Origin of the sequence: Streptomyces sp. NPDC058371 (assembly GCF_042723265.1) — a bacterium.
GTDB lineage: Bacteria > Actinomycetota > Actinomycetes > Streptomycetales > Streptomycetaceae > Streptomyces.
In genome coordinates this window covers 678,389-690,675 of the sequence record NZ_JBHXJC010000002.1, presented here as the reverse complement: position 1 = coordinate 690,675, position 12,287 = coordinate 678,389, and the positions used below count along the sequence as shown (strand labels likewise).

The following is a 12,287-nucleotide window of genomic DNA, read 5'->3' as shown; positions in this document are numbered from 1 at the left end:
ATTGACAAATGCCTTTGCCGAATCTGCAATAGGGGGATGACTGAGGAAGCGCAGACGGACGAGGTGCTCGCGGAGGTAGGTCCGCGGCTGCGGCGGATCCGCAAGGAGCGGGGGGCGACGCTCGCCGGCCTCTCCGAGGTGACCGGCATCTCCGTCAGCACGCTGTCGCGTCTGGAGTCCGGGCTGCGCAAGCCCAGCCTGGAGCTGCTGCTGCCGATCGCCCGGGCCCACCAGGTGCCGCTGGACGAGCTGGTCGGCGCTCCGCCGGTCGGCGACCCGCGCGTCCGGTCCAAGCCGATCGTGCGGGACGGCCGTACGCACTGGCCGCTCACCCGGCAGCCCGGCGGCCTGCAGGCCTACAAGGTGCTCGAACCGGTGCGGAAGCGGGAGCCCGAGCCGCGGACCCACGAGGGGTACGAGTGGCTGTACGTGCTCTCCGGGCGGCTGCGGCTGGTGCTCGGGGAGCACGACGTGGTGCTCGGTCCGGGAGAGGCCGCGGAATTCGACACCCGGGTGCCGCACTGGTTCGGGGCGACGGACGAGGGGCCGGCGGAGTTCCTGAGCCTGTTCGGACCGCAGGGGGAGCGGATGCACGTAAGGGCGCGCCCCTCGCGGTCCACCGGCGCATGACGGGGCGGACTGTTCCCTCTCGGCAAGCGACCGCTTAGTATGCAAAGAGCCCGGTCAGACGAAACGTGAGCTGAAGGGGCACGCCGGTGTCGAGAGACCGAGCGCGGAGGCCCGAAGGGTTGAGCACGGTCGGTCTCTCGACACCGGCTGAGGCGCCCCTGAGGTGCGAACACATCAGACACAGTCCCGTGGAGGCCCCGCATGCAGGCATGGCAAGTGCACCAGAACGGCGAGCCCGGCGAGGTGATGCGGCTCGCGGAGGTGGAGCGCCCGGAGCCCGCCGAGGGGCAGGTCCTGCTCAAGGTGCGCGCGGCGAACATCAACTTCCCGGACGCGCTGATGTGCCGCGGTCATTACCAGGTCAGGCCGCCGCTGCCGTTCACGCCCGGCGTGGAGATCTGCGGCGAGACCGAGGACGGGCGGCGCGTGCTCGCCAACCCGGCACTGCCGTACGGCGGTTTCGCCGAGTACGCCGTCGCGGACGCCGCCGCCCTGCTGTCCGCGCCCGACGCCCTGGACGACGCCGAGGCGGCCGCTCTGCACATCGGTTACCAGACAGGCTGGTTCGGCCTGCACCGCAGGGCCCGCCTGGAGGCCGGCGAGACGCTGCTCGTGCACGCCGCCGCGGGCGGGGTCGGCAGCGCGGCCGTACAGCTCGGCAAGGCCGCCGGCGCCACGGTCATCGGTGTCGTCGGCGGGGCCGACAAGGCCGCGGTGGCCCGCGAACTCGGCTGCGACGTCGTCGTGGACCGCCGTTCCGAGAACGTCATCGGCGCCGTCAAGGAGGCCACCGGCGGCCGGGGTGCGGACGTGATCTACGACCCGGTCGGCGGCGAGGCGTACACGCAGTCCACCAAGGTCGTCGCCTTCGAGGGCCGGATCGTCGTCGTGGGCTTCGCGAGCGGGTCCATCCCCAGCCCCGCGCTGAACCACGCCCTCGTGAAGAACTACGCGATCCTCGGCCTGCACTGGGGCCTGTACAACACCAAGAACCCGAAGCTGGTCCAGCACTGCCACGAGCAGCTCACCGAGCTGGCCGCACGGGGCGCGATCAAGCCGCTGGTCAGCGAGCGGGTCCCGCTGAGCGGCGCCGCGGCGGCCGTACAGCGCGTCGCGGACGGTGTCACCACCGGCCGCGTCGCCGTCGTCCCCGGACTCACCGAAGGAGGAGCGGCATGACGGACGTCGCCGAACTGCGCACCCGCACGCAGGAGTTGCTCGCCGCGCACCCCCCGGCCACGACCGACCGGACGGACTTCCTCAGGGCCCGCTTCGACGCCGGGCTCGCCTGGGTGCACTACCCCGAGGGGCTCGGCGGGCTCGGCGCGCCGCGAACCCTCCAGGCCGTCGTGGACGCCGAGTTGGAGGCCGCGGGAGCGCCCGACAACGACCCGCGCCGGATCGGCATCGGTCTCGGCATGGCCGCGCCGACGATCCTCGGCTTCGGCACGGAGGAGCAGAAGCGGCGCTTCCTGCGGCCGCTGTGGGTCGGCGAGGAGGTCTGGTGCCAGCTCTTCAGCGAGCCGGGCGCCGGGTCCGACCTCGCCGCGCTCGGCACCCGAGCCGTCCGGGACGACGCGGGTGACTGGGTGGTCAACGGGCAGAAGGTGTGGACGTCCAGCGCCCATGTCGCCCGCTGGGCCATCCTCATCGCACGCACCGACCCGGACCAGCCCAAGCACCGCGGGATCACGTACTTCGTCTGCGACATGACCGACCCCGGCATCGAGGTGCGGCCGCTACGCCAGGTCACCGGCGAGGCCGAGTTCAACGAGGTCTTCCTCACCGACGTACGCATCCCGGACGCGCACCGCCTCGGCGAGATCGGGGACGGCTGGCGGGTCGCCCAGACGACGCTGATGAACGAGCGCGTGTCCATCGGCGGCATGCGCATCCCCCGCGAGGGCGGCATGATCGGCCCGGTCTCCAGGACCTGGCGCGAGCGTCCCGACCTGCGCACCCACGACCTTCACCAGCGTCTGCTGAAGCTGTGGGTCGAGGCGGAGGTGGCCAGGCTCACCGGCGAGCGGCTGCGCCAGCAGCTCGTCGCGGGCCAGCCCGGCCCGGAGGGCTCCGGCATGAAGCTCGCGTTCGCCCGCCTCAACCAGGAGATCAGCGGCCTGGAGGTCGAACTCCTCGGCGAGGAAGGCCTGTTGTACGACGACTGGACGCTGCGCCGGCCGGAGCACGTCGACTTCACCGGCCGTGACGCCGGCTACCGCTACCTGCGCTCCAAGGGCAACAGCATCGAGGGCGGGACCAGCGAGGTCCTGCTGAACATCGTCGCCGAACGCGTGCTGGGACTGCCCTCAGAGCCGCGCACCGACAAGGACGTCGCCTGGAAGGACCTGGCCCGATGACCGACCTGCTGTACTCGGAGGACGAAGAGGCGCTGCGCTCCGCCGTCCGCGACCTCCTCGCCGACCACTGCGACGCGGCAGGCGTCATCGCCCGCACCGAGACGGACGCCCCGCACGACCGAGCCCTCTGGAAGTTGCTCGCCGACGGCATGGGCCTCGCCGGCCTGCTCGTCCCGGAGGCGCTGGGCGGCCAGGCCGCGACCCACCGTGAAGTCGCGGTGGTACTGGAGGAGTTGGGCCGCTCGGTCGCGCCCGTGCCTTATCTGACCAGTGCCGTCGTCGCCACCGAGGCGCTGCTGGCCTGCGAGGGCGACGAGGCCGCCGAGCTGCTGATCGCGCTGGCGTCCGGCCGGACGATCGCGGTGCTCGCCGTCGCCCTGTCCGTCGCGCCCGGCGGCGCCTTTCCGGGCGTGCGGCACGAAGACGGCACCCTGTACGGGAAGTTGACCGGAGTCGCCGACGCGGTGGCCGCCGACGTGCTGCTGGTCCCGGCGGAGGACGGCGGTCTGTACGCCGTGGACGCGGACGCCGCCACCGTGACGCCGCAGGTCTCCCTCGACCTCACCCGGCCGGTCGCCACGGTCGCCTTCGACGGCTCCCGAGCCCGTCGGCTGACCCCCGACGCGGCCACGGCCGTGCGGCGTGCCCTGCGTGCGGGTGCCGGGCTGCTCGCCTCCGAGCAACTCGGCGTCGCCGAATGGTGCCTGACGGAGACGGTGCGCCATCTCAAGGAGCGCAAGCAGTTCAACCGGCCCGTCGGCGGGTTCCAGGCGCTCAAGCACCGCCTCGCACAGCTGTGGCTTGAGGCCGTCCATCTGCGGGCCGCGGCCCGCAACGCCGCGGACGCGCTCGCGACCGGCAGCGAGGACACCGCCGTCGCGATCGCCGTCGCGCAGGCGTACGCGGCTCCGGTCGCCGTCCACGCGGCCGAGGAGGCCCTGCAACTGCACGGCGGCATCGGCATGACCTGGGAGCACCCGGTCCACCTGTATCTCAAGCGCGCGAAGGCGGACTCGATCGCCTACGGCACCGCCGGGCGACACCGGGAGGAGCTGGCCGAACTGGTCGACCTGCGGGCGCCCTGACGCCCCTGCTCCCGCCCCGCTGAAGGCCCGTCCCCGACCGGGGGCGGGCCTTTTGGCGTGCCCGGTCCGCCTCCGCCCCTCCCGTGGACACCGCGAGCGGAGGCGGGCGAGCCGAGACCGCACCGGCGCCGCGAGCCGCGCCCGACGAGGTGAACGCATGGCGGCAGTCCGGCCAACTCGCCGCACGACACTGCTCCTTGGGGCCCCGGGGACCGCATACTCTCCCCGTCCCGATTTCGCTCGACCGGGCGGTGCACCCATCCGTCCCGAACGGCACTTCCAGGGAGGCAGAGCATGGCCCTTACCACCCGCCGCAGAGCCCTCACCACCCTCGGCGCCGCCCTCGCGGGCTCCGTCGCGCTCCCCACCGCGTACGCGCGCGCCGGCGAGCAGCGGAAACACGGCCCGCGCCCGCTGTGGCGCGCCCACGCGCACAACGACTACGACCACCCCCGACCTCTTCTCGACGCCCTCGACCACCGCTTCGGCAGCGTCGAGGCCGACATCTACCTCGTGGGCGACCAGCTCCTCGTCGCCCACGACCCGGTCGACCTGGACCCGACCCGCACCCTCGAATCCCTCTATCTCGCCCCGCTGGCCGCCCGTGTGAAGGCCAACCACGGCTCGGTGTACCGGGGTTACCGCACCCCCCTGCAACTGCTCATCGACATCAAGACCGAGGGCGCGTCGACGTACCTCGAACTCGACCGGCAGCTGCGCCGTTACCGCCAGCTGTTCACCACCTACGTGCACGGCCATGTGGACCCTGGACCCGTCACCGCGGTGATCTCAGGAGACCGCGCAGCCCGGGCGCCCATGGAGGCGCAGCGCGTACGGCGCGCGTTCTACGACGGGCGTCTCACCGACCTCGGCAGCGCCGCCCCCGCCTCGTTCGTACCGCTGATCAGCGACAACTGGACGCTCAACTTCACCTGGCTGGGCGTCGGTCCGTTCCCGGCCGCGGAGCGGGAGAAGCTGCGCGGCATCGTCGCGGCGGCCCACAAGCGGCGGCAGAAGATCAGGTTCTGGGCCACGCCCGACCTGGCGGGCCCGGCCCGCGACGCCCTCTGGAGCGAACTCCTCGCCGCCGACGTCGACTACCTCAACACCGACGACCTCGCCGGCCTCGAAGCGTTCCTGGACGCTCACCGGTGGGCGGCCTAGACACCACACGTTCGGAGGACACGTCAGCCGCCCGGACGGACCCTCCGCTACGCGACACTTGCGGCCGAAAGCCGCGGTGTCGACGTGGCGGAGGAGGTTGACGATGGCCATTTCCATCTCAGTGGTGGTGCTGCTCCTGATCCTGGCGGTGGTCTTCCTGCGCAACGGCGCACTGAAGTTCTCGCACGCCCTGGTCTGCATGCTGCTCGGCTTCTATCTCGCGAGCACGAGCATGGCGCCCACCATCAACGACGGGCTCACGGCGACGGCGGACATCGTGAGCAGCCTGAACCCCTGACACCGGGCAGCCCGCCGTGCGCCGCGGGTGGGTTCACGAGCGTACGAACACGCCGATGCCGTTGGGGACCGGGCGCTCGGCGCCCCCGCTGGGGTGATTGCGGACGCTGACGGCGCCCGCGCCGGGCTCCCGGGCGACCAGCGTGGTGGACCCGCCGCCGTCCAGACTGAAGGCGTCCTCGGAGCCCAACCCCCGCATGGTGGAGGCCACTTCGGCGATGGTCAGCCCGCTGCGGTACGCGGGCGCGCCGTCGAGCGCGAGCAGGAGCAGACGGCGACCGTGGTCCGCGATGCCCACCGCGGTCCGTACGGCCGAAGTGGCGTTGTCGAGGCCCGGCAGCGGCTGACCGCCGGTCAGGACCGGGTAGCCGCCGAGGGCGAAGCGGTACGGGACCCGGGAGGCGGCCGCCACCAGGCGGTGCCGCACGGCGACCCGGTCGCCGGCCGACAGTTTCCGCAGCTGCTGGGCGCCCGCCTCACGGCCGACCAGGACGGTGGTCCCCGCCGCGATGGGACCCGCACCGGGGCTGTCGGCGGAGGCCACGACCCGTCCGTCCTCGACCGTCACCTCATGGGTGTCCGTGCTGCAGGGCGCGGCCCGGTCCGCGTCCGTGCCGCAGGTGGCCCGCACCCGGGAGACGCTGCCCCAGTCCGAGGTGAACGCGCCGATCGTACCCTCGGGGAGCGCGTACTGATTGAGCCCGCCGAGGGGCAGACGCCCCTCCTTCGTGCGCAGCGAGCCGTCGAGCGCGAGGCTGTCGAGCCGCGCTCTGCCGTCGACGCCCACGCCCAGCACGTCCTCGGTGGTCGTACCGGGCGGCAGGGCGGGACCGAAGCGCTGGCCGTCCGGCACCGCGGCCTTGAGGATGTGCCCGTTCGCGATCGCGGGGCCGACGGTCGCGCCCGTCGCCTCGACCCCGGGGTGCTGGGTCTCCGTGATGTTGAAGAAGTCGCCGTTGACGCCGGCGACGGCCCCCCGCGTGTCGGCGAGCTGCGAGACGGGCGCCCGGGACGCCACCGTGCCCGGGTGGAGCAGATCGACCCGTACCCGCGGATCGCGCAGGTCGATGCTCACCACATGGGCGTGCGTCACGCCCTTGGCCGCCGGGACGTCGAGCTCCTGGTACGTGACGCCCGGCGCGATCTCGGTGCCGCTCTGCGCGCCGCTGGCCGGTGCCGCCCCCACCAGGGCCGCACCGGCCAGCGCGCTCCATGCCGCGAGAACCGTCAGTACCGTTCTTCTGAACCGCGCGGTGCGTGGCGTCACAGTCCCCCCTGATGTCTCGTCAACTGTCCCAGGACTCAAGGGGAGTCCACCAGACGGCGTTGACCAGGGCGGTGCCTAGGACCTGTCCGGTCGATCATGGCGGAGACGCGGGGTGTGGCACGCACATCTGCGGCGTTGTCGTTGGTCAGCGACGCTCCGCGTCGACTCCCTCCTCCGCCTTGCAGCTGCACGCACCACACCCCGCTCACCGGCACTGCCAAGGCACCGCAGCTTCCCTCCACCATGATCGACCGGACAGGTCCTAGACGCCGACGACTCGGGAACGGATCAGAAAACGCACTCCTTCGGGTGCCTCCAGCGAGAAGCCGCTGCCCCGGCCCGGTACGACATCGACGATCAGCCGGGTGTGGCTCCACACCTCGTACTGGCTCTTCGACATCCAGAACGTCACCTTCTCGTCGACGCCCTCGACCTCCAGTTCGGCGAGCAGCACATCGGAGCCGCCGGTACGGAACTCGCCCTCCGGGTAGCACATGGGCGCGCTGCCGTCGCAGCAGCCGCCGGACTGGTGGAACATCAGCGGGCCGTGGAGCGCCCGCAGCCGTCGCAGCAGCTCGGCGGCGGCGGGGGTCAGTTCGACGCGCGGGTTCGTGTCCACTGCGGTGGCTCCCGTCCTGAGAGTGTCGGGACGCAGTCAACCCGCCGGCACGTTGCATCGAGGTTGCACGGCGGGAGCCGTGCGGCCCGCGCTACCCCGGTACCGCAGTACCGAGTTCGGTCCGTACGCGGGACGCGGCGCCGACCGCGACGGCGGCGCTGCCGAGCCCGGCCCGGACGACCCGGATCGGCCGTCCGCTGACGGGCGGTTCGGCGGTGAGCGCGGCCAGGACCGGTGGTTCGAGGAGCTCCCAGGCCTCGCTGACACCTCCGCCGATCACGAAGGTCGTGATGTCCGTCAGACCTGCCGTGATCAGGATCGCGCGGGCGACCCCCGACCCCGCGGCCAGGTACACCGCGACCGCGTCCGGGTCGCCCAGCGCCGCCGCTTCGGCGACGGCTCGGGCGGAGAGCCGCCGTCCGGTCCGTTCGCCGTACCGTGCCGCGACGGCTCGGCCGGAAGCCAGCGTCTCCAGATGGCCGCGGCCACCGCAGGTGCAGGGCAGGTCTCCGAACCCCGGGATGTGCCCGATCTCGCCGGCCGCTCCGTGCGGTCCGTCGAACAGCGCGCCGTCGAGCCACAGGGCGCCGCCGACGCCGGTGCCCAGCGTCATCCCGAGGACGTGCGGCTCGCCCGCGACGGCACCCGTCGTCGCCTCGCCCCGCAGGAACGCGTTGACGTCGTTGTCCAGGAAGGCCGGCACGCCGAGGGCGTCCTCGACCGCCGCCGTCACCGCGAAGCCGGCCCAGGAGCGGAAGGAGTCGCTGGCCACGAGGATCCGCCCGGCGCGGGAGTCGACGACGCCCGCCGCACCGATCCCGACCCCGAGCAGGACGGCGGGACCGCGGTCCAGGAGGCGAGTCAGTGCGTCCAGTGCCGCGCGGACCATCGCCCGGCCGCCCTGCGCTGCCGGGGTCGGCACCTCGATGCTGTCGACCACGGTCAAGTCGGGTGCGCACAGCACTACTTGGGTCGTGGTGCCGCCGATGTCGACGCCGGCGTACACCTCCGGAGCCGGGGGTGAGGCCGGGCCCGGGCTCCCGTTCCGCGCGCTCAAGCCGGCGCCTCCGTTGCGCCGGCGGCGAGCGCGGCCCGGCGTTCCGTGCGCCGCCGGCGCTGCAGGACGGGGTCCGGCACGGGCACGGCGGCGATGAGCCGCCGCGTGTAGTCCGTCTCCGGGCGCAGAAGCGTGGTCGCGGTACTGCCCTCCTCCTCGATACGGCCGTCGCGCATCACGACGACGTGCTGGGCGAACTGCTGCACGACCGCGAGGTCGTGGGACACGAACAGACAGGCGAAGCCGAGCTCGTCCTGCAGCTCGGCGATCACTTCCAGGACCGTCTGCTGCACGCTGACGTCGAGCGCGCTCGTCGGCTCGTCGGCGACCAGCAGCCGCGGCTCCAGGACCAGCGCCCGCGCGAGACTGACGCGCTGTCGCTGGCCGCCGGAGAGTTCACGCGGCCCGCGGCTCGCCAAGTCCCTCGGCAGCCGGACGAGTTCGAGCACGTCCGCCACGCGGGCCCGGCGCGTTGCCGACGTCATGCCCCCGCGGTGCACCCGCAACGGCTCGGCGACGCACTCCGCCACACTCATCCGCGCGTCGAGCGAGGCCACCGGGTCCTGCAGGATCACGCCCACGCCGGCCAGCAGGGCGCGACGCCGTCTGCCACGGGCCTTGCCGAGGTCCGAGCCGAAGAGCGACACCGTCCCCGAGGACGGCCGGAGCAGGCCGAGCGCGGTCCGGGCCGCGGTCGACTTGCCGGAGCCGGACTCGCCGACCATGCCGACGGTTTCGCCGGGGTGGACGGTGAGCGAGACCTCGTGGAGGGCCCGCACGGCTCGGGGGCCGCGGCCGAACTGCACGGAGATGTCCCGGAGTTGGACCACGGGCTCACTCGCCGGCCGCGACGCGGCGTGCTCTGGAGCGGGCCGCGCGACCGGCTGCTCCGACGGGATCCGCCCGTCCTTGCCGCCGCCGGACGTCACCGCCGCCGGGACGTGGTCCACTTGCGAGGCGCGGCGCCCCGCGTCGAGTCGGGCCACGGCTTCCTGGGGCTGGGGCTTTGGTCGCGGGTCGGCCACGACATCGGCTCCCTGCGGCTCACCGCCGGCCCTGTCGGCGGCCTCCCGTGGCCCTCGGGCGGCCCCCTCCGGGGCTCCCCGCGCCGGCCGGCGGACCTTGTCCCCTGCCGCCCGCGGCAGTTCGGCCGCCCCGTCCACGATCAGCCGCGGCACGGCGGCCAGCAGGCGCTTGGTGTAGTCGTGGGTCGGCCGTAGCAGGACCTCCTCCACGGGACCCGTTTCGACCACCTCACCCCGCAGCATGACGGCCACCCGGTCGGCGAAGTCCGCCACCACGCCCATGTTGTGCGTGACGAGGAGGACGCCGGTGCCGGAGTCCGCGGCGAGCGCGCGCAGCAGATCGAGGATCTCGGCCTGGACGGTGACATCCAGGGCCGTGGTCGGTTCGTCCGCGATGAGCAGGCTCGGTGCGTTCGCGATGGCCATGGCGATGACCACGCGCTGCCGCTGCCCGCCGGACAGCTGGAAGGGGAAGGCGGACGCCCGCTTCTCGGGGTCGGGGATGCCGACCCGCCGCAGCAACGCCACCGCCCGGCGGGCGGCGTCCTTGGCGGAGACGTCCCGGTGATTGCGTACGACTTCCGCTATCTGTGCCCCGATCCGGGTGAGCGGATCGAGCGCGGTCGCCGGTTCCTGGAACACCATCGACGCCGTACGGCCCCGGAGGCCGGCGAGCTGGGCCTCGGTGGCGCCGACGATGTCCGTACCGCCGATCGAGGCGCGTCCGGTGGAGCGGGCGTTCCCCGGCAGCAGCCCCATCGCCGCCAGCGCGACCGTCGACTTGCCGGAGCCGGACTCGCCGACCAGCGCGAGCGTTTCACCGGGCTCGACGCACAGGGACACACCGCGCACCGCGGGCACGTCGCCCGACTCCGTCGTGAACGTGACGCCCAGGTTCTCGATCTCCAGCAGGCCGCCGCTGTTCATCCGCGTCCCTTCACGTCGAAGGCGTCGCGCAGTCCGTCGCCGATCGCGTTGAACGCGCACACGACGAGGATGATCGCGAGGCCGGGAGGCACGATCAGCCACCAGCGCCCGGAGTACGCGGCGGTGAGCCCGGCCGACAGCATGCCGCCCCAGTCGGTCGACGGCGGCTGGACGCCCAGGCCGAGATACGACACGTAGGCGACGAGCAGGATCGCGTCGGCGATCTGGAAGGTCGCGGCGACCACGATCGTCGAGACCGAGTTGGGCAGGATGTGCCGTGCGATGGCCCGTCCGTGCGTACCGCCGATGGCGCGCAGCGTCAGCACGTAGTCGCGGTTCTTCAGCGTGAGCGTCTCCGCCCGGATGAGCCGGGACGGCACGAGCCATGACACCAGACCCAGGATGACGACGAGTCCGAGGGCGTCCGGGGTCGTGATGGCGGACACGACGAGGAGGATGAAGAGCGCGGGGATCGCGATGCCCGCGTCGACGACCCGCATCATGGCCGCGTCGATCCAGCCGCCCGCGTAGCCGGCGACCGCGCCCCACAGCGTGCCGATGACGGTCGCGAGGAGGCCGGCCGCGAGGCCCACGAGGAGCGACACCCTGCCGCCGTACATCAGCCGCCCGAGTTCGTCGTGTCCGACCGCGTCGGTGCCCAGGAGATGCGCGCCGCGCGGCGCGAGGTTCACCTGCGACAGCGTCGTGTGGGTCTGGTCGGTCGAGTACAACAGCGGGCCCACGAAGCAGAAGAGCAGGAAGAGGACGACCACGGCGAGGCCGGCGACGGCGAGCCTGTTGCGGGCGAACCGGCGCAGGGACAGGCGGTATCCCGTGACCGCCTCGGTGAGTGGTCGTATGCCGGGTGCCCGGCCCGGCTGCAGTACGGCGCTCATGCACGGCCTGCCTTCACTCGGGGGTCGATGAGCCGCTGGACGACGTCGGCCAGCAGTGTGCCGACGACGGTCGCGACGGAGATGACGAGCACGCACCCGAGCAGCACCGGATAGTCGGAGGACTGCGCGGCACTCCAGAACAGCAGGCCCATTCCCGGGTAGTTGAAGAGCTGCTCGACCACCAGCGCGCCGCCGAAGAGCACGGGCACGTAGTAGCCGAGCATCGCGACGACCGGCGTGAGGGAGTTGCGAAACACATGCCGGCGCAGAATCGCACCCTGCCGTGAGCCGCCGGCCCGCGCGGTCCGGACGTAGTCCTCGGAGAGGTTCTCCAGCGTCGCGGCCCGCATGTAGCGGCTGAACACGGCGATCATCGACGCGGCTCCCGCGACGACCGGCAGCACCAGTGCGTCCGGCTGCGTGAGCACCTGCCCCAGCGTCTCGCCCTGAGGCGCCTGCGACGGGAACCAGGGCAGCAGCTGCGTGAACACCAGCACCAGCACCAGCCCGAGGAAGTACACCGGTGTCGAGTACGCCACGAAGCTCAGCGTCGTGATGACGTAGTCGACGGGCTTGTTGCGCCGGACCGCCTGCCACATGCCGAGCGGAATCGCCAGCGCGAGCCCGACCAGCGCGGACAGCACGGTGAGGACGAGGGTCTTCGGCAGCCGCTGCTCGATGAGCCGGGAGACCGTCTCGTTGAGCGTGTACGACGTGCCCAGGTCACCGTGGAGCAGCGTGCGCAAGTAGTAGACGTACTGGACGGGAAGCGAACGGTCCAGGCCCTGCTCGTGGTTGAACTGGGCGATCTGCTGTGCGGTCGCCTGCGGGCCGAGGGTCCCGCGCGCGGGGCCTCCGGGCAGCGCGTGCAGGAGGCAGAAGACCACGACCGTCACGATGAGGATGACGACGACGGCCTGGAGGACCCGCCGGATCAGATAGAGGAACGTATCCATGCGG

At 72.5% G+C, this 12,287-nt stretch carries 12 protein-coding genes; 6 read left to right on the top strand and 6 right to left on the bottom strand.

Going from position 1 to position 12,287, the window contains the following annotated elements:
• Positions 1-36 precede the first annotated feature (36 nt).
• The 6 genes from ACFWM2_RS10665 (at position 37) to ACFWM2_RS10640 (ending at position 5,537) form a co-directional block, all read left to right on the top strand.
• The gene (locus ACFWM2_RS10665; RefSeq protein WP_383275961.1) at positions 37-630 is read left to right on the top strand and encodes a helix-turn-helix domain-containing protein; all 594 of its coding nucleotides are present in this window, start codon (positions 37-39) and stop codon (positions 628-630) included.
• Positions 631-831: 201 nt separating this feature from the next.
• Positions 832-1,809 carry an NADPH:quinone oxidoreductase family protein gene (locus tag ACFWM2_RS10660; RefSeq protein ID WP_383275958.1) on the top strand — a complete coding sequence of 326 codons (978 nt, stop codon included), beginning with the start codon at positions 832-834 and terminating at the stop codon, positions 1,807-1,809.
• Positions 1,806-2,990 (top strand): acyl-CoA dehydrogenase family protein, encoded by a 1,185-nt coding sequence (locus ACFWM2_RS10655; protein ID WP_383275955.1) that lies wholly within the window; start codon positions 1,806-1,808, stop codon positions 2,988-2,990. The genes ACFWM2_RS10660 and ACFWM2_RS10655 overlap by 4 nt, the downstream gene beginning before the upstream one ends.
• Positions 2,987-4,075 (top strand): acyl-CoA dehydrogenase family protein, encoded by a 1,089-nt coding sequence (locus ACFWM2_RS10650; RefSeq protein ID WP_383275952.1) that lies wholly within the window; start codon positions 2,987-2,989, stop codon positions 4,073-4,075. Before ACFWM2_RS10655 ends, ACFWM2_RS10650 begins: the two co-directional genes overlap by 4 nt.
• A 294-nt stretch (positions 4,076-4,369) precedes the next feature.
• Positions 4,370-5,239, top strand: coding sequence for a phosphatidylinositol-specific phospholipase C/glycerophosphodiester phosphodiesterase family protein (locus ACFWM2_RS10645; protein ID WP_383275949.1), 870 nt, complete (start codon positions 4,370-4,372; stop codon positions 5,237-5,239).
• A 103-nt stretch (positions 5,240-5,342) separates the two neighbouring features.
• Positions 5,343-5,537, top strand: a complete 195-nt coding sequence (locus ACFWM2_RS10640; RefSeq protein WP_383275946.1) for a hypothetical protein — start codon at positions 5,343-5,345, stop codon at positions 5,535-5,537.
• 33 nt (positions 5,538-5,570) lie between these two features.
• On the opposite strand, the gene ACFWM2_RS10635 is transcribed toward ACFWM2_RS10640, so the two are convergent.
• From ACFWM2_RS10635 to ACFWM2_RS10610, 6 genes are all read right to left on the bottom strand, one after another.
• Positions 5,571-6,803 carry a phosphodiester glycosidase family protein gene (locus tag ACFWM2_RS10635; protein ID WP_383275943.1) on the bottom strand — a complete coding sequence of 411 codons (1,233 nt, stop codon included), beginning with the start codon at positions 6,801-6,803 and terminating at the stop codon, positions 5,571-5,573.
• Between the two features lie 262 nt (positions 6,804-7,065).
• Positions 7,066-7,422 (bottom strand): DUF779 domain-containing protein, encoded by a 357-nt coding sequence (locus ACFWM2_RS10630; RefSeq protein ID WP_383275940.1) that lies wholly within the window; start codon positions 7,420-7,422, stop codon positions 7,066-7,068.
• A gap of 91 nt (positions 7,423-7,513) precedes the next feature.
• Positions 7,514-8,428 (bottom strand): ROK family protein, encoded by a 915-nt coding sequence (locus tag ACFWM2_RS10625; RefSeq protein ID WP_383276506.1) that lies wholly within the window; start codon positions 8,426-8,428, stop codon positions 7,514-7,516.
• Positions 8,429-8,475: 47 nt separating this feature from the next.
• On the bottom strand, positions 8,476-10,431 hold the full coding sequence (locus ACFWM2_RS10620; protein WP_383275937.1) for a dipeptide ABC transporter ATP-binding protein: 1,956 nt from the start codon (positions 10,429-10,431) through the stop codon (positions 8,476-8,478).
• Positions 10,428-11,327 carry an ABC transporter permease gene (locus tag ACFWM2_RS10615; RefSeq protein WP_383275934.1) on the bottom strand — a complete coding sequence of 300 codons (900 nt, stop codon included), beginning with the start codon at positions 11,325-11,327 and terminating at the stop codon, positions 10,428-10,430. The genes ACFWM2_RS10620 and ACFWM2_RS10615 overlap by 4 nt, the downstream gene beginning before the upstream one ends.
• Positions 11,324-12,283, bottom strand: a complete 960-nt coding sequence (locus ACFWM2_RS10610) for an ABC transporter permease (protein WP_383275931.1) — start codon at positions 12,281-12,283, stop codon at positions 11,324-11,326. The genes ACFWM2_RS10615 and ACFWM2_RS10610 overlap by 4 nt, the downstream gene beginning before the upstream one ends.
• Positions 12,284-12,287 lie beyond the last annotated feature (4 nt).

Excerpts from the sequence above, each read along its gene's own strand:
- ACFWM2_RS10665 (WP_383275961.1), top strand. The coding sequence starts at position 37 with ATGACTGAGGAAGCGCAGACGGACGAGGTGCTCGCGGAGGTAGGTCCG.
- ACFWM2_RS10660 (WP_383275958.1), top strand. The coding sequence starts at position 832 with ATGCAGGCATGGCAAGTGCACCAGAACGGCGAGCCCGGCGAGGTGATG.
- ACFWM2_RS10655 (WP_383275955.1), top strand. The coding sequence starts at position 1,806 with ATGACGGACGTCGCCGAACTGCGCACCCGCACGCAGGAGTTGCTCGCC.
- ACFWM2_RS10650 (WP_383275952.1), top strand. The coding sequence starts at position 2,987 with ATGACCGACCTGCTGTACTCGGAGGACGAAGAGGCGCTGCGCTCCGCC.
- ACFWM2_RS10645 (WP_383275949.1), top strand. The coding sequence starts at position 4,370 with ATGGCCCTTACCACCCGCCGCAGAGCCCTCACCACCCTCGGCGCCGCC.
- ACFWM2_RS10640 (WP_383275946.1), top strand. The coding sequence starts at position 5,343 with ATGGCCATTTCCATCTCAGTGGTGGTGCTGCTCCTGATCCTGGCGGTG.
- ACFWM2_RS10620 (WP_383275937.1), bottom strand. The coding sequence starts at position 10,431 with ATGAACAGCGGCGGCCTGCTGGAGATCGAGAACCTGGGCGTCACGTTC.
- ACFWM2_RS10615 (WP_383275934.1), bottom strand. The coding sequence starts at position 11,327 with ATGAGCGCCGTACTGCAGCCGGGCCGGGCACCCGGCATACGACCACTC.
- ACFWM2_RS10610 (WP_383275931.1), bottom strand. The coding sequence starts at position 12,283 with ATGGATACGTTCCTCTATCTGATCCGGCGGGTCCTCCAGGCCGTCGTC.